The 25842-nt window shown below is 70.0% G+C and carries 19 protein-coding genes; 7 read left to right on the top strand and 12 right to left on the bottom strand.

Features of this window, described 5'->3' with window-relative positions:
• Window positions 1-298: 298 nt before the first annotated feature.
• Complete coding sequence (locus KF737_RS18995) at window positions 299-787, bottom strand: globin (RefSeq protein WP_296458751.1); 489 nt, start codon at window positions 785-787, stop codon at window positions 299-301.
• Window positions 788-858: 71 nt separating this feature from the next.
• Complete coding sequence (locus tag KF737_RS18990) at window positions 859-2736, bottom strand: FAD-dependent oxidoreductase (protein WP_296458748.1); 1878 nt, start codon at window positions 2734-2736, stop codon at window positions 859-861.
• A gap of 118 nt (window positions 2737-2854) precedes the next feature.
• Between KF737_RS18990 and KF737_RS18985 the strand changes: the two genes are divergently transcribed.
• Window positions 2855-3328 (top strand): helix-turn-helix domain-containing protein, encoded by a 474-nt coding sequence (locus tag KF737_RS18985; RefSeq protein WP_296458745.1) that lies wholly within the window; start codon window positions 2855-2857, stop codon window positions 3326-3328.
• Window positions 3329-3626: 298 nt separating this feature from the next.
• On the opposite strand, the gene KF737_RS18980 is transcribed toward KF737_RS18985, so the two are convergent.
• The 5 genes from KF737_RS18980 to KF737_RS18960 all read right to left on the bottom strand — a co-directional run bounded on the left by KF737_RS18980 (window position 3627) and on the right by KF737_RS18960 (window position 9442).
• Window positions 3627-5579 (bottom strand): toll/interleukin-1 receptor domain-containing protein, encoded by a 1953-nt coding sequence (locus KF737_RS18980; protein ID WP_296458740.1) that lies wholly within the window; start codon window positions 5577-5579, stop codon window positions 3627-3629.
• Window positions 5580-5585: 6 nt separating this feature from the next.
• On the bottom strand, window positions 5586-6704 hold the full coding sequence (locus KF737_RS18975; RefSeq protein WP_296458735.1) for a PEPxxWA-CTERM sorting domain-containing protein: 1119 nt from the start codon (window positions 6702-6704) through the stop codon (window positions 5586-5588).
• 192 nt (window positions 6705-6896) lie between these two features.
• Window positions 6897-8000, bottom strand: a complete 1104-nt coding sequence (locus tag KF737_RS18970) for a PEPxxWA-CTERM sorting domain-containing protein (protein WP_296458734.1) — start codon at window positions 7998-8000, stop codon at window positions 6897-6899.
• Between the two features lie 297 nt (window positions 8001-8297).
• A complete protein-coding gene (locus KF737_RS18965) occupies window positions 8298-8996 on the bottom strand; it encodes a DUF1345 domain-containing protein (protein WP_296458731.1) in 699 nt (232 codons plus the stop codon).
• Window positions 8993-9442 (bottom strand): ATP-binding protein, encoded by a 450-nt coding sequence (locus KF737_RS18960; protein ID WP_296458728.1) that lies wholly within the window; start codon window positions 9440-9442, stop codon window positions 8993-8995. Before KF737_RS18960 ends, KF737_RS18965 begins: the two co-directional genes overlap by 4 nt.
• 28 nt (window positions 9443-9470) lie before the next feature.
• On the opposite strand from KF737_RS18960, the gene KF737_RS18955 reads away from it, so the two are divergent.
• On the top strand, window positions 9471-9881 hold the full coding sequence (locus KF737_RS18955) for a FecR family protein (protein ID WP_296458726.1): 411 nt from the start codon (window positions 9471-9473) through the stop codon (window positions 9879-9881).
• A complete protein-coding gene (locus KF737_RS18950) occupies window positions 9878-10477 on the top strand; it encodes an OmpA family protein (RefSeq protein ID WP_296458723.1) in 600 nt (199 codons plus the stop codon). The genes KF737_RS18955 and KF737_RS18950 overlap by 4 nt, the downstream gene beginning before the upstream one ends.
• 281 nt (window positions 10478-10758) lie before the next feature.
• On the opposite strand, the gene KF737_RS18945 is transcribed toward KF737_RS18950, so the two are convergent.
• The 3 genes from KF737_RS18945 to KF737_RS18935 form a co-directional block, all read right to left on the bottom strand.
• Entirely contained in the window at window positions 10759-12903 is a 2145-nt protein-coding gene (locus KF737_RS18945) for a CHASE2 domain-containing protein (protein ID WP_296458719.1), read from the bottom strand.
• 46 nt (window positions 12904-12949) lie between these two features.
• Entirely contained in the window at window positions 12950-13873 is a 924-nt protein-coding gene (locus KF737_RS18940) for an MBL fold metallo-hydrolase (RefSeq protein WP_296458717.1), read from the bottom strand.
• 71 nt (window positions 13874-13944) lie between these two features.
• Window positions 13945-14274: an STAS domain-containing protein gene (locus KF737_RS18935; protein WP_296458714.1), complete on the bottom strand. Its 330-nt coding sequence runs from the start codon at window positions 14272-14274 to the stop codon at window positions 13945-13947.
• Between the two features lie 512 nt (window positions 14275-14786).
• Between KF737_RS18935 and KF737_RS18930 the strand changes: the two genes are divergently transcribed.
• The 4 genes from KF737_RS18930 (at window position 14787) to KF737_RS18915 (ending at window position 24378) form a co-directional block, all read left to right on the top strand.
• Window positions 14787-17819, top strand: coding sequence for a TonB-dependent receptor (locus KF737_RS18930; RefSeq protein ID WP_296458712.1), 3033 nt, complete (start codon window positions 14787-14789; stop codon window positions 17817-17819).
• A gap of 216 nt (window positions 17820-18035) precedes the next feature.
• The gene (locus KF737_RS18925) at window positions 18036-18581 is read left to right on the top strand and encodes a TonB-dependent siderophore receptor (RefSeq protein WP_296458709.1); all 546 of its coding nucleotides are present in this window, start codon (window positions 18036-18038) and stop codon (window positions 18579-18581) included.
• Window positions 18578-21001: a TonB-dependent receptor gene (locus tag KF737_RS18920; protein WP_296458706.1), complete on the top strand. Its 2424-nt coding sequence runs from the start codon at window positions 18578-18580 to the stop codon at window positions 20999-21001. The genes KF737_RS18925 and KF737_RS18920 overlap by 4 nt, the downstream gene beginning before the upstream one ends.
• A gap of 359 nt (window positions 21002-21360) precedes the next feature.
• Window positions 21361-24378 carry a TonB-dependent receptor gene (locus KF737_RS18915; protein WP_296458704.1) on the top strand — a complete coding sequence of 1006 codons (3018 nt, stop codon included), beginning with the start codon at window positions 21361-21363 and terminating at the stop codon, window positions 24376-24378.
• Window positions 24379-24435: 57 nt separating this feature from the next.
• On the opposite strand, the gene KF737_RS18910 is transcribed toward KF737_RS18915, so the two are convergent.
• Both KF737_RS18910 and KF737_RS18905 read right to left on the bottom strand, forming a co-directional pair.
• On the bottom strand, window positions 24436-24855 hold the full coding sequence (locus tag KF737_RS18910; RefSeq protein WP_296458701.1) for a DUF6491 family protein: 420 nt from the start codon (window positions 24853-24855) through the stop codon (window positions 24436-24438).
• A gap of 54 nt (window positions 24856-24909) precedes the next feature.
• A partial coding sequence (locus KF737_RS18905; protein WP_296458698.1) for an FAD-dependent oxidoreductase occupies window positions 24910-25842 on the bottom strand: 933 nt, incomplete at its 5' end.

Raw genomic sequence — 25842 nt, 5'->3', positions numbered from 1 at the left:
GCGTCACCTCTCCCAGGCGCGGCAGCGGGAGAAGGCGTTCAACGTCAGCGAGAAATGGGGAGCGGACCTTCGTCTCCCCCAGTTGTCATCCCGGTTTGGGCGCAGCCCAAGACCGGGACCCAACCGTCCGGTGCTCTGAGCTGGCCAGGATGGCCCGACCGCTGGGGCCGCCCCCAACCATCGACGCACCCGACGGTTGGGTCCCGGTCTTCGCCTTCGGCGAAACCGGGATGACAACCGTGGGCGAGTGTCCGGGCGCGCTCAAGGTCGAAAGCGAACAACGCCTTCCGCCCGCCGCTCATGCCTTCGCGTAGGGCGCCGTGAACTCCTCCAGCCTCGCCGCGAAATAGGCGTTGGCCGCGTCCGAGCGCGGGGTCGCCTGGGCGTAGGCGTCGATCTCGGCCAGCATCTCCGTCCACGCCGTCTCGAACGCCGGCGTCCAGTCCGCGGCCAGCAGCTCGCGCACCGCGTCGCGGATGATCCCGAAGAAGGTGACGAACACCTCCCGCGGCACCTCGTAGCCCTCGTGGGTGACCATCTCGGTCCCAATCATGTGCTGGGCGTAGCGGCGCTCGCCCACGAAATCGAGGATCGCCTCGAACGTCCGCGACAGCATCTCGCCCTTGATGGCCCCGTTGGTGTCCCGCCAGAAGTAGGGCTGCATCGTCGGATGCGCGGCGAACATATGCCTGTAGACGACGGGCGTCGGGTCCTCGCAGACCTCGGCCAGCCGCTCCAGCGAGGCCTCGACGTCGGCGGCGCGGGCAAAGGCGGGGATGTCGGCCATCGGAACTCCTCCATCGGTCCGGCCCGGGCCGGATTTCCCGCACATCCTAGCAGAAGTCGCCGCCGATGCGCCTAGCCCGGCACGGCCACGAACTTCCGGGTCGGCGGATGGCTCGTCGTGTCGTGGTCGTGGCCGGTGAGGCCGTCCACCAGCGTCCGCAGCGTCTCGAAGCGGTCGTCCAGCAGGCCGCGCGGGGTCGTCCCATGCTGGTTGCAGAGGAAGGCCGCGGCCGCCACCGCGATCCCGTGCTGGGCGCCGTTGCCCATCAGCTTCACCGACGAGCCCGCCACGTGCGTCACGCTGATGTGCTTGCCCGCCATCATCAGGTTGTCGATGTTGGCCGAGTAGAGGCAGCGGAACGGGATGCCGTAGGGCTGCTGGTCGCGCACGTCCATGATCCAGTCCTTCAGGCGGAAGTCGTACCTCCCCTCGCCCCTCGCCAGCTCCTCGGGCGCCCAGGCGCAGTGGATGCAGAAGAAGCCGTCGTTGGCCACCAGCAGGTCGTTGAACCGCGTCTGGTTGCGCACGTCGTTCTCGGTCAGCACATGGTCGCCGCGATAGCGCCGGAACTCCCCCTGGGCCGCCACGAACGCCATCCAGTCGAACTCCAGGTTGGCGTAGGCCTCGGGCTCCAGCTTCTTCACGTTCGAGAACGTCCCGTAGAGCGCCCGCATCAGATAGTCCCGGACCCGCTCGCCCGAGGTGTAGGGATCGAGCCACTGGCCGTATTCCCAGTAGTGCGTCGCCGGGAACTGGTTCATCCAGGCCTGTGTCGGATCGGCGCTGAACTGGAAGGTCGGGTTGTCCGGGTTCGCGCCGGCCATCGGCCCGGGCCCGTTCTCCTGCCCCGACTTCACCAGTTGCCCGCTGAGGTTCGCGTAGTCCTTCGAGATCTCCGTCGCCCACGGCACGTCGGGGAACGGGACCGGGTGGTCGGCCATCCGCGTGCGGAAGAAGAGCGTGTTGCCGTGGTGCATCGCGTCGGCGGCCTCGGGGGCGTAGCCCTCGTCGAACTCCGAACGCGCCTCGCGGCCGAACATCGTCTCGGCGCCGGCCAGCACGCCCGCCATCGCCACGCCCGAGGTGTCGATGAACATGCGCCCCGTGAAGCGCCGCTCGCGCCCGCCCTTCGCCTCGACGGCGTCGACCGAAACGATCCTGTCGCCCTCGCGGGCCGCCGCGACGATCCGGTGCTCCAGGAAGACGCTGGCCGTCGGCTCGGCCTCCAGCAGCGACAGCGCCGCGAGGTCGCCGTCCGGCGTGCGCTGCGCGAGCTCGTGCAGCAGCCGGCCCTGGGCCCCGCGCGGCATCAGCCCGATCTCCTTGCTGGCGTTGCCGCCCAGCACCGGCCGGTCGTGGATCAGCGCCACCCGCTGGCCCAGCCGCGCCGCCGTCAGCGCCGCCGCGCAGCCGGAGACGCCGCCGCCGACCACCACCACGTCGAAGTCGCCCGCGGCCTCCGGCTGGTCCGGCAGCCCGCGCAGCGCGCGGCGCCACCGCCGGCTCGCGTCGTCCACGGCGTTCGGCGGGACCGTTCCGTCGCGGCCGAGATAGATCGCGTCGCACCGCCCGTCGAAGCCGGTCAGGTCGTGCAGCGCCAGGGCGACCTCGCCCGCGGGCAGCGACACGGTCCCGGCCGGCTGCCACGCCCAGGCCTCGCCGTTCGCGCCGAACTCGGCGGCCAGCGCCACGCCGCCGATCGACAGCCTGAACCGGCCCGGCGCATGCGGCGCGGCCCAGTCGCGCGTGCGCACCCAGACCTGGTAGCCGCCAGCCTCGGCCACCGCGACCGTCGTCGTCGCGTCCGCCACCGGCCGCCCCAGCCCGCGCGCCAGCAGGTAGGGCGAGCCCATCTGCGTCTCGAACTGGGAGTCCAGCACCCAGCCGCCGTAGCTGGCGAAATCCTCCGCCTCGATCAGGATCCCGGTCGGCGATGCGGTCTGGCTCATGGCGGCTCCCTTCCGCCCGGTTGCCCCGGGCGCGCCGGCACGATATCAACTTTCAAATTCGAAGTGACTCAAAAAGTGACGGAGGCGTCACCTTTTCGGGCAGGCTGGGCTGGGCGGCATGAAACGCAGCGAACTGGGCGGCCTGACCTGCGCCCTCGCCGGCGCCCTCGCCGAGGTGGGCGACGCCTGGAGCCTGCTGATCGTGAAGGAGCTGATGCTCCGCAACCGTCGCTTCGACGGCCTCGCCGCCCAGATGGGCGTGTCCGACAGCTCGCTCGCCGGCCGGCTCAAGCGGCTGGAAGGCCTCGGCATCGTCGAGCGAAGGACCTACCAGGAACGCCCGGTCCGCTACGAATACCGCCTCACGGCGAAGGGCGAGGGCCTGTGGCCGGTGCTCGTGGCCCTGACCACCTGGGGCGACCGCTGGCAGGGCCGCGAGACCCCGCCCCTGACCTACGGCTGCGTCGCCTGCGGCGTCGCCGACGCCCACCCGCACCTGGCCTGCGAAGCCTGCGGCGAGCGTCTCGAACCGCGCACCGTCACCGCGACCCAGTCGCCGCAGATGCAGGCGGATCGCGCGCGTCGCGCTTAGGGCGCGTTCCGAGGGGTGCTCACCCCAAAACACCGCTCATCCCCGCGGATGCGGGGACCCAGACTTCTCTTGCTGGCTCAGTTTTCGCACGAGCTCGCGAGATTCTGCGCCTCCCCAAAGCAAAGCCTGGGTCCGTCATTCGGAACCACGAACCCACACGAAGACACACGAACCGGCCGCAGGGGCGCGCGACGCCGAGGCCATCTCCGACGCGTTCGTGTGTCTTCGTGTGGGTTCGTGGTTCAATCAAAGCGGCGCCGACGCGCCACCAGATCCGGAAGACCCGCACGACAGGACGCTACAGCTTCGCCTGCTTGGCCTGGCCCAGCGCGGCGCATTCGCCGGCCATGTGCTTGGTGAAGCTGGCGTCGGCGCCCAGGGTCTTCTTCAGGATCTCGATGCCGGCGGCGCAGTCCGACTTCGCCTGCGCCATCCGCCCGGCCTTCGCCAGGATCTTGGCGCGGTTGACCAGCAGGTCGCCGTGGTTGGGGTGCAGGCCGCCGTAGCTGCCGTCGTAGTTCCGCTTGGCGTCGTCGAGCGTGGCGAGCGCCGCGTCGGTGCGCCCCGCATCGGCCTCGATCAGCGCCAGGTACACGTCGGCGATGCCGATCAGGTAGTGCGGCCGGTCCTTGAACGCCTTGCGATAGATGGCCACCGCCTCGCGCAGCGAGATCTCCGCGTCGGCCAGCTTGCCGCGCCCCTGCAGGATCTGGCCCTGCATCGAGAGCGTGTCGGCCAGGATCGGGTTGTCGTTGTCCAGCACCACCCGCTGGATATCCAGCGCGCGGGCGATCTCGCGCTCGGCGTCGGGCAGCTTGCCGGCGTTGAACGAGTTCTGCGCCAGGGCGAACCAGGCGCGCCCCGTCGACAGGTGCGTCTCGCCCAGCGTGCGCCGGTAGATCGCCAGCGACTCCGTCAGCGACGCGTTCGCCTCGTCGAACCGCCCGGCGTCGGACAGCAGGATGCCGCGGTTGTTCAGCGCCAGCGCCATGGCCTTGGGCGGCGAGTCCGGCTCGGCGCGATAGAAGGCCAGCGCCCGGTCGAAGGCCGCGACGCCGGCCTTGGGGTCCGACCTGGCGATGGCGATGCGCCCCTGGGTCAGCGCCGCCTGGGCGCGGATCTCGGGGTGGCTCTTGGGGTCGGTCCCGAGCTGCGCCAGCGCCCGGTTGACGGTGGCGTCGGCCTTGTCCAGCGCGCCCTGCCGCACATAGGTCGCCGCCAGCACCAGCAGCGCCTCGGCGCCGTCCGCGCCCGACCTCTGGATCGCCGACAGCGACGACTCCACCGCCCCCTTGGCCTCGTCCAGCAGGCCGAGGTTGTTGTAGGCGCGGCCCAGGGTGGCCACGAGGCGCACCTGGATCTCGGGCTGGTCCCTGAGCTCGGTGGACGCCCGCTCGACGCTTCGCCCGAGGATGGTGCGCGCCGTGATCGTCTCGGGGTTCTCCGTCGCCGGGTTCGACAGCTCGAAGGTCGAGACCAGGTAGTCCGAGGCGGCGCGGGCGGCGGCCGATTCCTTCTCGGCGATCATCCGCTGCCGGTCGGCCTCGATGCGCTGGAAGTTGGCGTAGACGGCCAGGCCCCCGGTGATGACCATGCCGGCCATGGCGCCCGAGGCCACCATCATCAGGCGCTGGTTGCGCCGCTGGGCCTCGCGCTGGACCAGTTCGTCGAGCCGCAGGCCGGTCAGGCCCGCGATCAGCTTCATCTGCGCCAGGCGCTTGCCGTCGGCTTCGGGGCGCAGGTCGGCCGCGATCGGCTCGGCGGGCACGTCCGAGAGCTCGCCGTCCGGCCCCAGCTTGTAGCGGAGGCTGAGCGGGAAGCACTCCTCGTCCTCCTGCCCCGGCGTGTTCGAGCCGTAGGGCGTGCCGTCGACGATCAGCGCCAGGATGCGCGCCTCGCCGTGCATCTGCTTGAAGCGCAGGATCTCCTGCATCACCCAGTGCGACTTGGCCGAGGCGCGGCTGCAGATCACGATCAGGAACATCGAGCGCTGCAGGGCCGCGGTCAGCTCGCCGCCCAGGTCGGCCGAGGCCGGCAGTTCGTCGCGGTCGCGGAAGATCGGCGAGGGCCGGTTCGGCACCGGGCCCACGGACGTCACCTTGCCGACCAGCTTCTTCGGAATGCGGTAGCCCTCCACCGTACGGTGGAGCCACGCCGCGTGTTCCTTGTCGCGGTGGCTATAGCTGATGAAAGCCCGGTAGGCGCGACCGTCTTCCGACGGACCGCCCCCGGGCGCCGTTGTTCCTGCCATGCAGGGCTAGATATGCGCCGGAATATGACGACGCCGCAACGCCGCTCCCAGAATTCCGAAGCCGGCGATCATCAGGGCCCACGTCCCGGGCTCGGGAACGCCAGCCGTCGCGTAGGTCAGCTCGCCGTTCGCGTAGTACAGCCGGAAGGTCTGCGGCGAGAAGTTCAGGCCGCCGATCAGGTCCTCGTCCTGGTGGGTGAACAGGCCCACGTCGAAGGCGGCCAGGCTCAGCGCGTCGATGGCGCCGCCGCGGCCGATGGGATCGCCGAAGCCCGAGTAGGCCACCAGGCAGATGTTCCCCGTGTCGCCGATGCAGTTGCCGCCCGAGGTGCTGAAGACCGAGGTCTTGTAGGTGATGTTGTGGGTCCCGTAGCCCAGGTCGATGTAGACGTCGGTCGCGCCCCAGCCGTAGGCGCGGGCCGAGAGGTCGAAGTCGTCGGTCTGCTGCGCGAAACCGTTCAGGTAGTTCCCGGCGTCCCCCTCGCCCGTCAGGGTCTGGACGAAGCAGTAGCCGTCCGGGCAGTCCGGATTGGCCTGCAGCGCGAGGAAGCCGCTCAGCGAGTAGAGGACCACGTCGTTGTCCATAATCTCGAAGCTGAAGCCGACGGCGCCCAGGATGCCGCTGTTCGCGTCGGCGAGGTCGGCGAAGGTGTAGAGCTGGTCCGAGACCTGCGCGCAGCTATTGGTGAACAGGCAGCCGTTGCTGGTGTCGGCCAGGTACAGGCCCAGGCCCTGCGGCGTGATCTCGGAGTGGAAGTTGACCGGCTCGTAGGGGTTGTAGTTCTCGAACGTGAAGCCGACTTCCGAGTACGACGAGAAGCTGTCGAACGGCCCCTGCGCCACCGAGTGCGAGCTTTCGAACGTGATCGCGTTGGCGCCGACATCGACGAACGAGTTGTAGTTCGCGCCGCCCGTGGGCGGAACCTCGCCGCCGGCCGGCGGAAACTGGCCCGCGCCGCCGCCCAGCGTCGTCTCCCGCGGCCCGCAGTCGGCCAGGTCGCAGTAGAAGTTGGGCGTGAAGTACGACGATCCTGCCGACGCGGTGATGTTGCTGATGTCCTGCGCCGCCGCCGACCCGGCTCCGAAGAGCGCCATCGACACGACAGCCAACGCGACCTTACGCATGAAAACCCCCATCGACCGCCGGTCCGTCCCAGCGACAGCGGAACCGGCATTCACCCTTCCTTAATCCATAACACGCGCTCCGGAGGGCGGGACTCGATTCTTCTGAGGGTTGAGTGGTCGACGTAAGCCCGACGACAGAGGGCGGCCGCCGAGACGACCGCCCTGAATGATGTCCAGCCGTCAGACCTGCGATCAGGCCAGGGCGGTGCGACGGCGGCGGACCATCGCGCCGACGGCCCCGAAGCCCAGGATCATCAGCGCCCAGGTCCCCGGCTCGGGAACGCCGCCCGGCGAGTAGTCCAGTTGGCCGTCGCGGACGCTGAGGCGGAACGTCTGGGGCGAGAAGTTCAGGCCCTGGATCAGTTCGCCGTCCTGGTGCGTGAAGACGCCCACGTCGCCGCGCGCCGCCAGCGCGTCGATCGCCCCGCCGCGGCCGATGGGATCGCCGAAGCCGGAGTAGGCGATCAGGCAGATCGACCCGTCGATGCAGTCGGCGTTGGTGAAGCTGAAGACGCTCGTCCTGTACTGGATCGTGTGATAGCCCGAATCTAGGACCAGATTCACGTCGGTCGCGCCCCAGCCGTAGGCCCGGGCGGACAGGTCGAACGGGTCGGTCTGCTGCGAGAAGCCGGCCAGGACGTCGGCCGGCACGAGGCCCTCCGACATCGTCAGGCCGTCGATGAAGCAGTAGCCGGAATAGCAGTCCGGGTTCTTCTCCAGGATCAGCAGGCCGCTCAGCGTGTAGATGGAGGATTCGTTGTCGAGGATCTCGAAGGTGAAGCCGACCCCGCCCAGGAAGTGCCCCGATCCGGCGATATTGAGCTCACCGAAGTTGTGCAGCTCGTCCGAGACCTGCACGCAGCTATTGGTGAAGAGGCAGCCGCCGCTGGTGTCGGCCAGGTAGAAGCCCAGGCCCTGCGGCGTGATCTCGGAGTGGAAATCCGCGCTCGAGCTGTCGGTGTAGAAGTCGAAGACCACCGTCGACGACGACGAGAAGCTCGTGAACGGCCCCTGCGAGATCGCGTGCGAGCTCTCGAAGGTGATCGCGCTGGCGCCGATGTCGACGAACGAGTTGAAGCTGGCGCCGCCCGTGGGCAGGGTTTCGCCGCCGGGCGGCGGGAACTGGCCGGCGCCGTCGCCCAGGTCGACCGTGCGCGTGCATGGCGAATAGTCGCAGGCGAACGCGGGCTCGGTATAGGACGACCCGGCATTGGCGTGGATGTTGCTGATCTGGGCCATCGCCGACGAGCCCCAGAGGAGCCCGAAAGACGCCACGGCCAACGCGACTACACGCATGCGAACCCCCATCTACAGACTCGCCGTCCCGCACCCGGTTGCACGGCGCCGGCATTCACCCTTCGTCAACCGTAACAAACTCACCGAACAAGGGGATTCGATTCTTCTGAGAGTTGAGTGGACCGGCCGGGCCCGCGGTGGGGCCTGGCGCGGAATGAGGGCGTTTCCCCTCGACGGGCACACCTTCAGGTCATCCGCACTATTTTCACAACCTGGCCGGCGCTTGCGCCGATCTTCGGCTCGACTCGGGAGCGGCCCGCGCGCCGCCGGGAGGGTTCCGAAGGCGATCTCCCGTCCTCAGAAGAGGCCGGCGACGAGGTTGATGGCCAGCGCCACGATGAGGGCGTTGAAGCCGAAGGCCATCAGGCTGTGCCAGGTGGCGAGCCGGCGCAGGCGCTTGGCGGTGATGGCGATGTCGGCGGTCTGGGCGGCCACGCCGATCACGATCGAGAAGTGGATGAAATCCCAGTAGTCGGGCGGCTCGTCGCCGGGGAAGGCGAGGCCGCCCGCGTCCTGGCCCGTCTCGTCGGCGGTGTAGAACTCGTGGGCGTAGTGGATCGCCAGGATCACCTGCATGGTGAGCCAGGAGGCCGCGACCGTGGCGACCGCGCCGGCCACGTGCCACGTGCGGGCCTGGCCGTGCTGGTGCTTGGCGAGGCCGAGTTCGAGGCCCACGGCCCCCAGGCTGGCGAGCAGCGCCGCCACGATGAGCAGCAGGATCACCGCCTGGCCCTCGTCCTCCACCGCCGCGCGGGCGCGGATCTCGTCGGGCCCCTGGCCGAGGGCGAGCACGGCGACCAGCGTCAGGTAGGCGAGGCAGAAGCTGTCCCAGCCCACGATGACGCTCATGGCGGGCCAGTGGCCGAGCAGGGTCGCGCCGACGCCCGCGGCGATGCCGAGGGTGGCCGAGGCGGCCAGCTTCGGCCGCGTCGTGAACAGACGGTGGCTGAGTCGCCACCGCGCCTCAGGGCGAGGCTGTCCGCCCCGGGCGCTCACCCGACCGGCATCTCCAGCACGAGCCGGTTGCGGCCCGAGCGGCGTCCGTAGCCGGCGATCCGGGTCCAGGCGCGGATCAGCTCCAGGCCGGCGCCGCCGCCCCGGTCGAGGTTCGGTCCCTCGAACACCGCCTCGCGCGGGTCGAAGAAGGTCCCGGCGTCGGTGACGACCAGGCGCACGCAGGCGGGCTCGCGCACGAGGCGCAGCGCGATGCGGCTGCCAGGGGCCGGACGGCCGTGCTCGACCACGTTGACCATCCATTCCTCGACGACGATCGACAGCTTGTCGGCGCAGTCGGGCCCCACGCCCGCGCCCTCGCAGAACCGCCGCGCCACGCCCAGGGCGCGGGCCACGGCGGTGCGGTCGCCGGGCAACCGTGCGACGACGGCTTTCGGATGGGCGCTCAGGTAGGTTATGACTGGGGCCTCAAAAGGGGAGTGTCGCATGCGCGAAGCATGGCTTGCAGGATTGCTGATGGCCGCGGCCCTGTCGACGCCGGGCATGGCCTGGGCCGAGATCGGACGCATCAAGACCGTGGTCGGATCGGCGTCGGTGGTGCGGGGCAAGGCGGTCACGCCGGCGGCGCCGGGCGTCCTTCTGCAGGTTTCGGATGTACTGCAGACCGGGAAGGACGGACGCATCGGGCTCACCTTCGTCGACAACTCCCGCTTCTCGGTCGGCCCGAACAGCCGGATCGCGCTGACCCAGTTCGAGTTCGACGACACGACGCACAAGGGCTCGTCGCTGACCACGATCGACCGCGGCTCGCTGGCCGTGGTCTCGGGCCAGATCGCCAAGGAGAACAAGGACGCGATGCGGGTGCGCACGCCCACCTCGCTCCTGGCCGCGCGGGGCACCCGGTTCGCCGTCGAGGTGAAGCAGTGAGGCTGGCGCCCCGCCTGGCGGCCGCGCTGGCGGTCGCCACGCTGCTGACCGCCGGCTGCGCCTCGCAGAGGGTGGCGCTGCTGTCCAACGAGGACGGCAAGGGCGCGGGCGCCGTGGCGGTCCTGGATCCCCAGACCGGGGCCGAGCGCGGCGAGATCGCCATGGCCGATACCGAGGCCAGCCTCGCCGGCAAGGGCGCGCTCAAGACCAAGGCGGTGGACGCCAGGAAGCCGTGGTTCGGCGACCTGGCCGCCCGCATGCCGTACCCGCCGCAGACCTACGTCCTCTATTTCTACGAAGGCACCAGCGACATCACGACGGAGTCCGCGCCGATCCTCGAGGCGCTGAAGAAGGCGGTGAACGCCAACTCCGACGTGCAGATCACCGGGCACACCGACACCGTGGGCTCGTCGGACGCCAACGACCGGCTCTCGCTGAAGCGCGCCGAGGACATCCGCGCGTTGCTCGTGAAGGAAGGCCTGCCGGTCGAGAACAGCAAGGTCGCCGGCCGCGGCGAGCGCGAGCCGCTGGTCAAGACGCCCGACAACACCGCCGAGCCGGCCAACCGCCGCGTCGAGGTCGTGCTCCGCTACTAGGCCGGCCGATATCGGCAGAGCGCCCTGCGCGAGCTTCCGCCCCTTGCGGGAGAAGCGCCTGCCCCGGACCCGATCCCGAGTGTCGTCCGCAAGCTGACGACCGAGGGGCGCGCAACCTGTCGGCGCGGCATGCGCCGCAGGCGCGCTATTTCAACCACGAAGGACACGAAGATCACGAAGAGTCGGAGAAGTGCGCTGCACCCAGCCCATCCGCGGCGCCTTGGTGCTCTTCGTGCTCTTCGTGGTTGAATCGACACGGCGCCGACGCGCCGCCGATCGGCCTAGGCGGCCGGTTTCAGCCGCACGGCCAGCACGGTGAGGTCGTCGGTGGGTTCGCTGCCGGCCTCGAAGAGGCGCACCTGCGAGACGATGCCGTCGACCATGCCGGTGAGCGTCCCGACCCGGGCGCTCTCGGAGACGGCGGCCAGCATCTGGTCACGGTCGAAGAGGCTGCCGTCGGGGGCCTGGGCCTCGGTCAGGCCGTCGGTGAAGAACACCAGGGTCTCCCCCGGCGCCAGCGTGTGGGTCTCGACCGGATAGGGGAAGTCGTCGGCGACGCAGAGCGCCGGCCCGCCGTCCAGCCGCAGTTCGCGCACGCTCCGGTCGGGGCCGACGACCAGCGGGTTCTCGTGGCCGGCGCTCACCAGGTCGAGGCGCCCGTCCCCGGGATGCAGGACGCCGACGAGCAGCGAGACGGCCATGGCCTGGCGGTTGTCCCGGCTGAGCTCGCGGTTGATCTCCTCGATGGCCGTGTCGAGGGGCGTGGCAGGGCGCATCAACAGGCTGCGCGACAGCGCCTTGGACAGCGCCATGAAGAGCGAGGCCGGCACGCCCTTGCCGGTGACGTCGCCCACCAGGAAGCAGACCCGGCCGTCGTCAAACGGGAAGGCGTCGTAGAGGTCGCCGCCGACCGTCTTGGCCGACTGCAGCGCCGCGTCGATCTCGACGGCGGGCGACACGCGGGCGAGCTCGGCCCGCGGCATCAGCATCCCCGACTGGATCTCGCTGGCGGCGGCGAGCTCGCCCGAGATGCGCGCGGCCGACAGCCGCTCGTCCTCGAGCTGGCCGCGCAGGCGCGTCTGCACGCGCCGGCCCTCGACGAACAGCAGCACGATCATCACGCCCGAGGTCGCCGCGCCCGGGACCAGCATCGGCAGCGGATCGAGGATCAGGTTCTGCTGGAAGGCGATCGCGCCGGCGGCGAAGGCGGCCCCGATCTCCACGGCCGCGATGGCCGAGATCTGCCCCAGCGACAACCGCGGCACCGCGAACCAGGCCAGGAGCACCAGGGCCAGGCCGACGCCCCATTCCACCAGGGGCGCCCAGGCCGGCCGCTCGAGGGCGGCGCTGCGCAGGATCGCATCGACCGCCTGGGCCTGCACGAAGACGCCGTAGGTCTCGGGCGCCCGCGGCGTGGTCACCACGTCGGAGGTGCCGGCGGCGGTCAGGCCGACCAGCACGAGCTTGCCCTCGAAGGCGTTGGCCGGCACGCCCTGGCGCAGCAGGTCGGCCGCCGAATAGGTCATGAAGTCGGCGAGGCCCTTCTCCCTGGCCTGCGGTTGCGCAGCGAAGCGCAGCTCGACGCGGCCGCCTGCGTCGACCGGGACGCGGTGGCGGCCCAGGCGGATGGCGGAGAGCGCGTCCCGCGTCCCCTCGAGCCGGATGATGCTCTCGCCTTCGCCGACGCGGACCAGGTCCAGGGCGAGGCTGGGGGTGAGCGCGCCCGCCGCCCGGCCCAGCAGCGGCACGCGGCGGATCACCCCGTCGGTGTCGGGCGGCCCGTTCGCGAGGCCATGGCCCAGGGCGGCGCCGTCCAGGATGTCGAGGTTGGCGACGACGGTCGGATAGACCGGGATCGCGCGGGCGGCCGGGCCCTGGAACTCGACGTCGGGCGGCAAGGGCGCGGGGGCGGCGGCCTCCTCGTCGTCGTCCAGCCTGTCGAAGGTCTCGTCGCCCACGCCGGCGCGCGCCAGCACCACGGGGCTGCGCCCGATCACCCGGGCGAAGACCGCGTCCATGGACGGCAGCCTTGCAACCTCGCCGGCCGCGCCGCCCGACAGCTCGGGATAGAGCTTGACGAAGTCGGCGGGCGCCTGGCGGTCGGGCTCGGGGAACAGGAAGTCGAAGCCGATCGCCCTGGCGCCGCGGCCGGCGATCTGCTCGGTCAGCCGCGCCATGGTGTAGCGCGACCAGGGCCAGCCGCCGACGGCGGCGAGGCTGGGCGCGTCGATGGCCACGACCACCACCTGCTGGGTCGGCCGCGGCGGCGGGGCGAGGTTCTGCGCCAGGTCGAACAGCGGCTGGCGCAGGAGCGCGCCGGCGGCCGCCAGCAGCAGCGCGACCAGGATCGCCGCGATCAGCCCGGCCGAGCGCACCCGCGCCCGCGCCCCGCGGTCCAGTTCCGTCAGGGCGCCGCCGCGCGGCATGCTGAGTCCGAAGCGGCCGGCCCGCGCCCTTGCAGGCCCGTCGGCGTCAGACCCTGATTTCGAGTCCGTCATAGGCGCACAGCACTTCCAGCGGCGGCCGGTCGGCGCGCACCAGCTCTTCATAGCGGATCGTCTCGCCGTGCATGCGCTGGATATCGCGATCCGAATAGGTGGGTTCGTGGTGGAACAGGACCAGCCGCCTGGCGTGCGCCGCGTGGCAGAGGTCGACCGCCACCACGTTGGAGGAGTGGCCCCAGTCCTGCTTCAGGCTGACGGTGTCGCCCAGCGAGTACATGGTGTCGCAGATCACCAGGTCGCCGTCCCTGAAGAAGGCCTCGAAGGCGGCCTCGGCCTCCATGTTGTCGATCTTGTGCTCGGAGTCGGTGGAGTAGATCACCGCCTTGCCGCCCTTCTCGAACCGGAAGCCGTACGAGTCGTGGCTGTGGTACTGGGTGGCCAGGCTGACCGTCACGCCCGCGACCTCGAAGGTCTCGCCCGGCTTGTGGACGATGAATTCGATCCTGGCCTTCAGCCAGTCGAACGGCACCGGGAAGCTGATCTCCTCCTGCTGGCGGCGCAGCGCCTCCTCGGCGTCGGGGTGCCCCGAATGCACGTAGATGTGCGCCCCCGGATCGAAGGCCGGCCCGAAGAACGGGAAGCCCATGATGTGGTCCCAATGCAGGTGGGAGAGGAAGAAATGATAGACGCGGGGGTGGCCCTCGGCGCAGCGGCGGAAGGCGTCGATGCCGAACTCGCGCAGGCCCGAGCCCATGTCGCAGATGAAGAAGCAGTCCTCGCCGGCCTCGATCTCGACGCAGGAGCTGGCGCCGCCGTAGCTGCCGTAGGTCGAGAACTCGAGGTTGTTGCGCGCCCACGTGTCGGCTTCGAGCTCACCGACGAACCTGCGCCCGCCGGCGGCGACCAGCGCGCGAGCGATCTTGCCCTGGATCGCCAGCGCAGGGCGGGCCACCGGAAGTGACCCACGGGTGCCCCAGAAGCGTACCAGCATCGAAGAAATCCCCTCCGTCCCCGATCGGGTGCTCAAGAGTCGACGCTGTCGGCGATGGTGAACAGCTTGTCGTAACGGCTGATGGCCAGGATCTCGCGCATCCGGTCGTTGGGCGCGGCCAGCGTGATCTTCACCGCCTCGCCCGCCTCGCGCCGGCCGATGGTCAGCGCCCGCAGGCCGCGCGACGACATGTATTCGAGCTTGCTGAGGTCGACGACCAGCGGGAGGCCCGCGGCCGCGGCGTCGCGCACCGCCGCGGTCAGGTGGCCGCAGAACGCTTCCCAGGTCGTCTCGTCCACGCGGCCCTCCGGCGCGCCGACGAGCCTGTCGCCCGCATTCCGAAGCTGCCAACTCAAGCCCATGCGCAAGATCCCCGCCCCGACAGGCGCCGCCTCGGCGGCGGCCGCGCCCGTCGCACATCCCCCAATCGCCGCCAGACTGAGCGCGCCCGCCGAGCCCGCGCAACAATATTCGCCCGACAGGCGCGTCGATCTCCGATCGGGACAGCCTTGGCCACAGGGCGTCGAACCCGGCGGCCTGTCGGTGCGGGCAGGCGCCGCGGACCGGGTTCCCGGTCAAGCCGGCGGCGCCTCGCGAACTCGGCTTCCCGTTGGGAACCGGGGAAGAGCCGACCGCAGATTTCGATGCGGAAGCCTGAACCGCGATCACCCGATCGGTAACGTCAGGTATCTCGGCGTTTCCCCTGCGGCAGATTGAAGCATTTCCCTACGTCATAACCTGTTGCGTCGGCGCCGCGTTCGACGGACATCGTTGTGCGAACGTCGGAATTTCTGTGGCAGGGCTGCAATAATCACCCTCTTAATCCTCCCACTCAGGCGGGCCCACACACGAGGCTTCCGAGGGGAGGAAAACCATGTCGAAGGGCAGATTCTTCTGCAGTGCGTCGGTGCTTGCCGCTCTGGCGACGCTGGGCGTTTCGGGCCAGGCCCAGGCTCAGGCCGCCCAGGCCGCCGGTCAGGCCAGCTCCACCGAGATCGGGGAAGTGGTCGTCACCGGCTCGTTCATCCGCGGGACGCCGGAGGACGCGGCGCTTCCGGTCGACGTCATCAGCCAGGAAGACCTCGAGAAGCAGGGCGCACCCTCGACCCTCGAACTCATCAAGGGCATGTCGGTCAGTTCGGGCGTGCTGGGCGACACCAACCAGTTCGACACGCGCGCCCAGGGCTCCGAGGGCTCGGGCTCGATCAACCTGCGCGGCCTCGGCGCCGCGCGGACCCTGGTGCTGCTGAACGGCCGCCGCATGGCGCCCAACCCGTTCGGCCAGGGCGCCTCGGGCATCGTCGACACCAACATCCTGCCCACGGCCGCCATCGGCCGGGTCGAGATCCTGAAGGAAGGCGCTGCGGCGACCTACGGCTCGGACGCCATCGGCGGCGTGGTCAACTTCATCACCCGCACCAACTTCAACGGCCTCGAGGTCGGCGGCAGCTACAAGTACATCGACGGCTCGAAGGGCGACTGGGACGCCTCGGCGATCTGGGGGCACGCCTGGGACAACGGCAACATCCTGCTCACCGCCGGCTACCAGCACCGCTCGGAGCTGAAGGTGATCGACCGCGACTTCGCGGTGCGCTCCTTCGCCGAGAACGACGTCGGCGGCTGGTCGGGCGGCTCCAGCGTGACGGCCTTCGCGCCGATCACCCAGACGGCCACCGGGGCCTGGACGCCGCTGGCCGGCTTCCAGCTCGACAACGGCTGTACGCCCCTGGGCGGCGCGGCCGTCGGCGGCGCGCTGCCGGCCTGCAACTTCCACTTCTCGGAGTACGACAACCTCATCGAGCATGAGAACCGGTTCCAGATCTACAGCGAGATCAACGCCGACCTCTCCGAGAACCACCATCTCCACGTCGAGGCGCTCTACTCCAAGACGGACATGCCGCGCTGGAAGACCTCGCCGTCGTACCTCGCGCTGCAATCCCCGACCGCGCTCACCAACCCGACGGTCAGCACGCTGACGCCGGCCCTGCTGCAGGGCTACTTCGTGCCGGCCGACAACCCGGGCCTCATCGCGTATCGGGCGGCCAACCCGACGGCGATCCCGGCCGCGGCGACCGGCGTCCATATTCCCGGCGTGCGCTACCGGCCGCTGTCGTTCCAGGGCAACCCGATCTTCGGTGACGACGGCCGGCCCTCGGAAGGCCTGCGCCAGTACGAGGCCTACCGCGTCTCGGCGAACCTCAAGGGCGACCTGCCCTTCGGCGGCCTGGGCTACGACCTCGCGGTCACCTACGGCCAGGAGGTGGCGCGCCGGACCGGCTACGACACCCTGGTGTCGCGCCTCCAGCTCGCCCTTCGCGGCTTCGGCTCGACGGCCAGCGGCGCGGCCGGCGGCTGCACGGCGGCCGAGACCAACAACTTCACCACCAACGCCGGCAACACCGCGCTAGGCTGCTACTACTTCAACCCGTTCTCCAACGCCATCCAGGCCAACGCGATCACCGGCCAGGCGAACCCCGGCTACGTGGCCTCCGCGGCCAACAACCCCGACGTGATCCGCTGGTTCTTCCAGCAGCTCTCGACCAAGCAGGCCCAGCGCCTGTTCGTGGTGGACGCGGTGGTGACGGGCGAGACCGGCATCGAGCTCGGCGGCGGGCCGGTGGCCTGGGCGGCCGGCGTGCAGTTCCGCAACGACGTCTTCGAGAGCAAGTACAACGGCTTCGGCGACGCCGACGTCACGCCCTGCATCGACACCGTCGTCAACGGCTCGACCAACTGCGGCGGCAAGGCGGGCGCCTTCCTGTTCCTGGCCACCGCCAGCAAGGCCGACCTGGACCAGCAGGTCTACGCCGGCTTCGCGGAAGTCTCCGTGCCGTTCAGCGAGGCCATCCAGCTCCAGCTCGCCGCCCGCTACGAGGACTACAACGGCCAGGTCGGATCGACCTTCAACCCGAAGGCCTCGCTGCGCTGGCAGATCACGCCCTGGCTGGCCGTCCGCGGCGGCGCGGGCACCACGTTCCGCGGCCCGCCGCTGGCGTCGCTGAACCCCTCGACCGGCACGGGCTTCTCGTTCATCGGCGGCGCCTTCCGCGCCATCGACTTCACGGGCAACCCGAACCTGAATCCGGAGAAGGCCGACAACTACACGGCCGGCCTGATCTTCAACACCGGCGGCCTGAAGGCGACGATCGACTACTGGCGCTTCGACTTCCGCAAGCCGATCGTGGCCGAACCCTCGGGCGCCATGGTCGCGGCCATGTTCCCGGGCGGCGCGGCGACGAACTGCAACAACCCGGCCTTCGCCGGGCTGCAGGCGCGCTTCACCTTCTCGGGCGGGACCTGCGGCCAGGCCAACATCTCGCGGGTGGCGAGCTTCGTGGTCAACGGGCCCGACCTGAAGACCTCGGGCATCGACTTCCTGGCCGACTACGACTTCGGCGAGGTGTTCGCGGGCGGCAGCGCGCGGGTAGGCGTCTCGGCCACCTACACGATCAACTACAAGCTGGACGACTTCTCGGTCGGCGGCGTGGTCGTGCAGCGCGGGTACAACGCCGTCGGCCTGCTGAACTACCAGCTTTCGGCCACGCCGCTGCCGGAGTGGAAGGGCCAGGCCTTCGCCGAATACACGCTGGGCGCCCACAACATCCGGCTGACGGCCAGCTATATCGACTCCTACCACGACCAGCGGGCCGACGTGCCCGGCGCCGGCATCCTCGTGCCCAACGCCCAGACCGGCCAGGTCGTGACCAAGGGCTCGAACATCAAGTCGACCGTCCTGGTCGACCTCGACTACCGCTGGAAGGCGCCCTGGGACACGACGATCGTGCTCTCGGTCGACAACCTCTTCGACCGCGACCCGTCGTTCGCCCGCCTCGACCTGAACTACGACCCCTTCACGGGCAACCCGCTGGGCCGGGTCTTCAAGATCTCGGCGAAGAAGCGCTTCTGATCCGGGACGAACCGCATCCGACCTTGAGCGCCGCCGGCCACCCGGCGGCGCTCAATCCTTTATGGGGCCTGGGATCGACGCCATATTGACGGACCCGCGTTTTTCCAAACACGGGTATCCAAGTTTCCGAAAGCCGGACAAGATCACAACGGTCCCGGGGGTGGATCCGCGCAAAAGACGCGGGCCGCTGACACGGGGAGGGAAGGACAAAATCACATGAACAAACGCAGTCAATTCTGCGGTGGGTCGGCGTTTGCCGTCGCCACCGCCCTGGGTCTCGCCGCGCCTGCGGTCGCCCAGACCGCCGCCGAGCCGGCGGCCGTGCAGGAAGTGGTCGTCACCGGGTCGTTCATCCGCGGGACGGCGGAAGACGCCGCGCTGCCGGTCGAAGTGATCGGCGTCGAGGAACTCCAGAAGCGCGGTTCCCCCAACACCATCGAGCTGATCAAGAGCCTGCCGGTCAGCGGGCCGGTGCTGGGCGACTCCAACCAGTTCTCCACCGCGGCCCAGGGCCAGGTCGGGGCGGGTTCCATCAACCTGCGCAGCCTCGGCAGCCTGCGGACGCTCGTGCTGGTGAACGGCCGCCGGGTCGTCTCGTCGGCGGGCGCCGGCAGCGGCGGCGTCGACACCAACCTGCTGCCCGTCTCGGCCATCGGCCGCGTCGAGGTGCTCAAGGACGGCGCCGCGGCGACCTACGGCTCCGACGCCATCGCCGGGGTGGTGAACTCATCACCCGCAACCGCTTCAACGGCCTGGAGGTGAGCGGCGACTATCGCCTCGTCGACGGCTCGAACGGCGACTACACCGCCAACGCCATCTACGGGAAGAGCTTCGACAACGCCGACTTCATGGTCTCGGCGGGCTACCAGCACCGCTCGCAGTTGCAGGCGAGCGAACGTGACTGGGCGTTCCGGCCCTATCTCGAGAACCCGTCGGGCTGGTCGGTCCTGGGGCAGCCGCCGGCGTTCCTGCCGGTGACCGCGGCCGGGGCGCCGACGGCGGGCGTGACGCGCGACGCCAACTGCGAGGCCGTGGGCGGCTACGCCGGCTTCAGCGGCACGACGGCGGCCTGCTACTTCAGCTACATCCCGTTCGACAACCTGATCGAGACCGAGAACCGCTACCACGTGTACGGCCAGGTCAACGTCGACCTCAACGCGGACACCAAGTTCCACATCGACGCCTACTGGGCCAAGACCGACCTGCCGCGGATGCGCTTCTCGCCGGCGTTCCCGCCGATCCAGGGCCCGACGGGCCCGGGCAGCGTGGGCGTCTTCTCGACGCCGATCACCAACCCCGGGGCGCTCACCGCCCTGCAGCAGGCGGGCCTGACGCCGGCCCAGATCGCCGCCACCAGCCGCGTTTCGCTGACCCTGTTCCGCCCGCTGGGGGCGGGCGGCAACCCGATCTTCGACGACGGCGGCCAGATCGGCTACCGCAACTACAACGTCTACCGGGTGTCGGCGGCGCTGACCGGCGTGCTGCCGTTCGGCGACATCGGCTACGACCTGGGCGTCAGCTACTCGCGCACCCAGAACCGCCAGTCCACGCCGGACATCTTCATCGACCGCCTCCAGCGCGCGCTGAACGGCCTCGGCGGCCCGAACTGCACCGGCAACACGCCCGGCGCCAACGGCTGCCTCTACTTCAACCCGTTCTCGAACGGCTACGCCGGCAACCCGGCGCTGGGCCTGACGAACCCCGGCTACGTCTCGGCCAACGCCAACAGCCCCGAGCTGATCCGCTGGATCTACGAGCTCAATTCGCAGACCCAGCAGCGGCAGGACCTGATGGTCGTCGACCTGGTCTTCAACGGCGAGTTGGGCATCAGCCTGCCCGGCGGCGCCGTCGGCTGGGCGGCCGGGGCGCAGTACCGCGCCACCGACTTCCAGTCCTCGCTGCGCAGCCCGTTCCAGGACTCGCGCGTCGCGCCCTGTCCGGTGGCCGGCCAGACCAACTGCGCCTTCCCGACCGGCCCCTACATCTTCCTGGGCCAGGGCACGCCGCAGCAGCTCGACGACTCGGTCTACGCCGTGTTCGCCGAAACCAGCCTGCCGATCACCGACAAGATCAACGCCCAGGCGGCGATCCGCTATGAGGACTACGGCGGCCAGACCGGCTCGACCGTGAACCCGAAGCTGGCCATGAAGTGGCAGTTGATCGACGAGTTCGCCCTGCGCGGCTCGGTCGGCACCACCTTCCGTGGGCCCACCCCGGGCAACCGCTCGTCGAACGCCGTCACCGGCCTCAGCGGCATCCAGGCGGCGGGCAACAACTTCAAGTCGGTCGACTTCACCGGCAACCCGGCGATCGGCCCCGAGAAGGCGTTCACCTACAACGTGGGCGGCATCTTCGAGCGGTCCGGCCTGCGGGTGATCGTCGACTACTGGCACTTCAACGTCGAGGACCAGATCACGACCGTGCCGGCGCAGATCGTGGCCACGGCGGTGGGCGGGGTCGGCAACGGCACCCAGTTCGCCAACTGCGGCAGCCCGCTGCGCGACCTCATCACCTTCAACAACAACAACACCTGCACCCAGGGCGTGACGGTCGGCAACGACATCCAGCGCGTCCGGTCCGACACCGTGAACGGTCCGCGGATCAAGGTGACCGGCATCGACGGCAGCATCGACTACCGCTGGCGCGACGTGTTCGGCGGCGACATCACCACCGGCCTCTCGTTCAGCCGGCTGGTGAAGTACGACATCGGCGAGTTCAAGCTGAACGGCGTCCTGGTGTCGACGGCCTACAGCGCGCTGGGCTTCACCAACTACGACCGGTTCCCCGGCACCGTGTCGAAGCTGCGGGGCGCGGCCTATGCCGAATGGAGCCGTGAGAACCACGACCTGCGCTTCGACCTGACCTATGTCGGCGGCGCCACGGACAACCGCGGCCCGACCACGGTGCAGACCGGTTCGTCCGCGAACTGCAACGTGGCCAATGCGCAGGCGGGCACGGCCACCAACTGCCTGCTGACCACGTCCGGCCTGCGGGTGAAGGACTTCTACACCCTCGACATGACCTATCGTCTCCAGTTGCCCTGGGACACGACGGTCAGCGCGTCGGTGTTCAACATCTTCGATCGCGACCCGTCCGCGGCGCGCCTCGAGGCGGACTACGACCCCTTCATCGGCAACCCCTACGGCCGCAGCTTCAAGGTCGGGGTGCGCAAGAAGTTCTGACGACACCGCGCCACGGGCGCATTTTCGAATATCGGGGACGCCGGGCGACCGGCGTCCCCTTCTTTTTGTCCTTCCCAACAATTCCCACAGACCGGTGTTTGCCGCATCCCGGACACCCTCAAAATGATCGATGCTCAAAAGGCATTTTTCGAAGGTCCGGTGCGGTTTTAACCGCCTCTCCTCGGCATCCACTCGAAGATTCCCACGATGGGTCTTCCCCTGAAATTCAGAAGTCGGGTATGTTGCCGCAACGGTAATTTCTCTGGCGCAATCCCAAATTTGCGCCAATCATCCTCCCGCCGGAGGGCCAGGCAATTCCGCGCGTTAGACGCGGACGGCCCACGGGGGAGGAAACATTCATGATCAAGCGCAGCTATTTCTGCGGCGGCTCCGTGCTGGCCGTGGCTCTTTCATTCGGACTTTTCAATCCAGCAGCGGCCCAGACGGCCGCATCGGCTCCGGCCGAGGTCGAGGAAGTGATCGTGACCGGCTCCTACATCGCCGGCACGCCCGAGGACGCGGCCCAGCCGGTCGACGTCATCGGCGCCCAGGACCTGCAGAAGCAGGGCTCGCCGACCACGGTGAACCTGGTCAAGAACATCACCGCGGCCCAGAGCTCCATCGGTGAGTCGAACCGCTTCCTCGGCACGGCCGCGGGCGCGGCTACGGTCAACCTGCGGGGCTTCGGCTCGGCGCGGACGCTGGTGCTGTTCAACGGCCAGCGGATGGCCAACTCGCCGGCGGCGATCGCCATCGAGGCGGTCGACATCAACTTCATCCCCAGCATCGCCATCGGCCGGATCGAGATCCTCAAGGACGGCGCCGCGGCGACCTACGGCTCGGACGCGGTGGGCGGCGTGGTCAATTTCATCACCCGACGCGACCTCGTGGGCTTCGAGGTCGCCGGCAACTACACGCTGATCGACGGCTCGAAGGGCGACTACGACTTCAACCTCGCGCACGGCTGGAAGTTCGACCGTGGCGACGCCCTGATCACGGGCACCTATCGCCGCCGCAGCGAGCTGCGCACCACCGACCGCGACTGGGCCCTGCGCCCGTTCGCCGAGAACAACTTCGGCGGCTGGTCCACGGCCGCGAACCCCGGCGTCTTCCAGACTGGCACGGCGGCCCAGCTCGCCAACCCGCAGGCCACGGGCGGCTTCACGCAGAGCTTCCTCGACAACGGCTGCACCGAGCTGGGCGGCGTGCTGGCCAACGCCGCGGCGCCCACCTCGGGCTGCCGCTTCCAGTTCACCCAGTTCGACAACCTGGTGAACGACGAGGACCACTACGCCGTCTTCGGCCACCTGAACTTCGAGCTGACCGACAACTGGCTGTTCCACGGCGAGGTCCTGTGGGCCCGCCACGCCGTCGACGCCGAGCGGGTGTCTCCGGCGCAGTCGACGACCCAGTTCCCGACACCGATCCTGGCGTCCGGCGGCTCGCCGGGCGGCGGCACGTCGCCCTATCCGGCGGTGGGCCTGAACCAGCAGTCGCGCTTCTACATCCCGGCCAACAACCCTGGCCTGCTCGCCTATCTGGCCGTGCCCGCCAACTGCGCCGGGGCCAACGCGGCCATCTGCGCCAACGCGGCGGCCAACGGGGCGATCACCTCGCAGACCCTGTGGCGTCCCGAAGGCTACGGCGGCAACCCGCTGTTCGAGGACGGCGCGGACCACCAGCGCCGGCAGGCCACCGCCTTCCGCGTCGGCGGCTCGCTGCGCGGCAAGATCTTCGAAGACATCGGCATGACGGTGTCGGCCACCTACCAGCGCAACCACGGCGAGGGCGGCGCGGGCCCGGACATCTCGGTCACCCGGCTGCAACTCGCCCTGCGCGGCCTGGGCGGCCCGCGCTGCAATCCCGTGACGGGCACGCCCGGCCAGGGCGGCTGCCTGTGGTTCAACCCCTTCGCCAACGCCTATCCGGGCAACCCGGCGCTGGGCCTGACCAACCCGTTCTTCAACGCCAACGTCCAGAACAGCACCGAAGTGCTCGACTGGATGCACATCCAGCTCGTGGCCGACACCTACACCGAGCTGGCGGTCGGCGAGGTGGTGTTCAACGGCCAGCTTCCCCTCGAGCTGCCCGGCGGCAAGATCGGCTGGGCGGCCGGCGCGCAGTGGCGCTACGACCGGCTGCAGGTGAACGCGCCCGACTTCTACGACATCAACAGCGCGCCCTGCGTCGACAGCCTGCCCTACGGCGACGGCCTGCCGACCTGCTCGGGCGGCACCGGCGCCTACACCTTCTACTCGGCGCTCCAGGAGCTCGACATCGACCGCAACGTGAAGTCGCTGTTCGCCGAAGTGAAGGTGCCGATCCTCGACAACCTCGAGATCAACGGCGCCATCCGCTTCGAGGACTACGGCGGCTCGGTGGGCTCGACCACCAATCCGCGCATCTCGGTGCGCTTCCAGCCGTTCGACTTCCTGGCCCTGCGCGGCTCGGCCGGCACAACCTTCCGCGCCCCGCTGCAACGCGACGTGACGCCGGGCTTCACCAAGAACCTGGCCCAGTTCAACCTGCCGGGCGTGGGCTCGCTCTACCGGCCGGTGCTGACCAACAACAACCCGAACCTGAAGCCCGAGACGGCCGACACCTACAACGTCGGCGCCATCGTCACCGTCGGGAACTTCCGGGCCACGGTCGACTACTTCAAGTTCAAGTTCAAGGACGAGCTGACCAACGAGACGGCCGCCGCCCTGGTGTCGACCATGTTCCCGTCGGCCACGGCGTCGACCTGGCAGTGCGCGAACGCCACGTTCCGCGCCCGCTTCCAGTTCGCCGACGACGGCAATCCCGCCACCGACGACTGCACGCCGGCCAAGCTGCTGGCCGTGACCACGAACCTGATCAACGGGCCCAGCGTCGACACCTCCGGCGTCGACTTCCAGGCGACCTACGTCTTCCCCGAACTCTTCTGGGACGGCGACCTGACCCTGGGCGTCGAGGGCACCTATACGATCGAGTACAAGCGCGGCGCGCTCGTCACCCTGGACGGCTTCACCATCGCCGCGGCGCTGGACCGGGCCGGCAAGTCCGAGCTGCTCAGCGCCTTCTACTCGTATCCGCGGTGGCGCTCGAACGGCTACGTGCAGTTCAACCGCAACGGCCACAACCTGCGCTGGACCACCCACTTCAAGAGCGGCACGACCAACATCGTCGGCGCCTCGCTCCTGAAGACCAAGGACGAGGTCACCCACGACCTGATCTACACGGGCACGATCCCGTGGGGCGACGTGCAGGTGACGGCGGGCGTCGTGAACGTCTTCGACAAGGACCCGCCCTTCACGCGCAGCCAGTACAACTACGACTATACGAACGCCTACTTCCTCGGCCGGACCTTCCAGTTCGGCGTGAAGAAGCGCTTCTGATCCCGACCCGGGAGAGGGCGTGGATGGGGCCCCGGAGCGTTTCCGGGGCCCTTTCCGTCAGGGCCGCGCCCGCTTGGGCAGCGCCTTGATCTCGTCGTCGCTCAGCTTGCGCACGGTGCGGACCGGGCAGCGGTGCGGGCCCAGCGTCGACGGTGCGATGATCTCGGCGTCCAGGCCCGAGCAGATGTAGCTGGAGCCGCGCGAGCGCACGGCGATGCCCTGCGCCCAGTCCACCTCGTCGCAGCGGCCGAACATCTCGAACTGGTAGACGTCCTTCACGCCGACCCGGACGTTGACGACGCGGTCGTCGTCCGAGGCGAAGTTGTTGATCTGGCGCGTCCAGAAGCACTGCGTCCTGGCCGGGGCCTTGGCCGCAGCGGCGGGTTCGGCCGGCGACCTGGCGAGCGCCGCGGGCGCGACGGTGAGCGCCACCACGCCGGCGGCGGCGAGGGGCAGGGCAAGCAGCTTCAGGGTCATCTTCGGTCCTCGGGCCGTCCCCCGACCCCGGCAATATAGGCGCGCCCGTGCACCCTAGGAACCGCGCCGCGCGGCGCGGCGGGCGAAACGGCCGGGATCGACGAGGTCCGCGGCCGCCGCGCCGATGGGCGACGGCGCGCCCAGCGCCAGCGCCGCCACGTGCTCGGCCAGCAGCGGGGCCAGCGAGAAGCCCCGCGAACCGAAGCCGGTCAGGGCGAAGAGGCCGGGGCCGAGCGCGCCCGCGACGGGCAGCCGGTCGGGCGTCGTCGCGCGCACCGAGGCTCGGCCGTCGAGCGGCAGGGCGGCGGCGCGGGCGGCCAGCGCCGGCAGCGCCCCGGCCAGGGTGTCGAGGTTGCGGGCGTGGTCGCCGGCGCGGAGGTCCGCGCCGGCGTCGTCGCGGTCGTGGGTGGCGCCGAACAGGATCCCGTCGCGGGTCGGCAGCACGTAGCCGCCCCAGGCCGCGGCCGGCGCCCAGAGGCCGGGCGCGAACGTCGCCTGGCCCCGCACCGGCCGCAGCGGCAGGCCGGGGACGAGGTCGCGCGAGGCCAGCGCGGCGGCCAGGATCACCGCGTCGGCGCGGGCGATCTCACCGCCCCCGGCGTCCAGCAGCCGCCAGCTCTCCCCGTCGCACTCCAGGCAGGCGACACGGGCGCGGATCGGCTCGCCCGCCCAGGCGGCCAGGATCGGCGCGGGATCGACCACCAGGGCCCCGGCCTGGTCGAGCGCCGCCGGCGCCGGCTCGCCCAGACGGGCGGCGACGGCTTCCGGGTCCAGCATCGCAAGGCTTCCCGGCTCGAAGACGTCGGACGCGACGATCCTGCCGAAGCGCTCGGCGTCGCGGGCCTCGGGCGCGAGTTGCAGGACGCCGCGGGCGACGACCGCGCCCCCGATGTCGGCATAGAGCCCCGTCGCCCGCCCGAAGGCCTGGGCGAACAGCCGCGCCGCCTCGCCGAGCCCGGCGTCCAGCCGCGGCGTCACCAGCGCCGC

Origin of the sequence: Phenylobacterium sp. (assembly GCF_019636135.1) — a bacterium.
GTDB lineage: Bacteria > Pseudomonadota > Alphaproteobacteria > Caulobacterales > Caulobacteraceae > Phenylobacterium.
Note: the sequence above shows the minus strand (reverse complement) of the source record. Positions and strands in the feature narration are given on the sequence as shown.

Excerpts from the sequence above, each read along its gene's own strand:
- KF737_RS18985 (WP_296458745.1), top strand. The coding sequence starts at position 2,855 with ATGAAACGCAGCGAACTGGGCGGCCTGACCTGCGCCCTCGCCGGCGCC.
- KF737_RS18930 (WP_296458712.1), top strand. The coding sequence starts at position 14,787 with ATGTCGAAGGGCAGATTCTTCTGCAGTGCGTCGGTGCTTGCCGCTCTG.
- KF737_RS18955 (WP_296458726.1), top strand. The coding sequence starts at position 9,471 with ATGGCCGCGGCCCTGTCGACGCCGGGCATGGCCTGGGCCGAGATCGGA.
- KF737_RS18910 (WP_296458701.1), bottom strand. The coding sequence starts at position 24,855 with ATGACCCTGAAGCTGCTTGCCCTGCCCCTCGCCGCCGCCGGCGTGGTG.
- KF737_RS18915 (WP_296458704.1), top strand. The coding sequence starts at position 21,361 with ATGATCAAGCGCAGCTATTTCTGCGGCGGCTCCGTGCTGGCCGTGGCT.
- KF737_RS18970 (WP_296458734.1), bottom strand. The coding sequence starts at position 8,000 with ATGCGTGTAGTCGCGTTGGCCGTGGCGTCTTTCGGGCTCCTCTGGGGC.
- KF737_RS18980 (WP_296458740.1), bottom strand. The coding sequence starts at position 5,579 with ATGGCAGGAACAACGGCGCCCGGGGGCGGTCCGTCGGAAGACGGTCGC.
- KF737_RS18945 (WP_296458719.1), bottom strand. The coding sequence starts at position 12,903 with ATGCCGCGCGGCGGCGCCCTGACGGAACTGGACCGCGGGGCGCGGGCG.
- KF737_RS18995 (WP_296458751.1), bottom strand. The coding sequence starts at position 787 with ATGGCCGACATCCCCGCCTTTGCCCGCGCCGCCGACGTCGAGGCCTCG.
- KF737_RS18990 (WP_296458748.1), bottom strand. The coding sequence starts at position 2,736 with ATGAGCCAGACCGCATCGCCGACCGGGATCCTGATCGAGGCGGAGGAT.
- KF737_RS18935 (WP_296458714.1), bottom strand. The coding sequence starts at position 14,274 with ATGGGCTTGAGTTGGCAGCTTCGGAATGCGGGCGACAGGCTCGTCGGC.
- KF737_RS18960 (WP_296458728.1), bottom strand. The coding sequence starts at position 9,442 with ATGCGACACTCCCCTTTTGAGGCCCCAGTCATAACCTACCTGAGCGCC.
- KF737_RS18925 (WP_296458709.1), top strand. The coding sequence starts at position 18,036 with ATGAACAAACGCAGTCAATTCTGCGGTGGGTCGGCGTTTGCCGTCGCC.
- KF737_RS18975 (WP_296458735.1), bottom strand. The coding sequence starts at position 6,704 with ATGCGTAAGGTCGCGTTGGCTGTCGTGTCGATGGCGCTCTTCGGAGCC.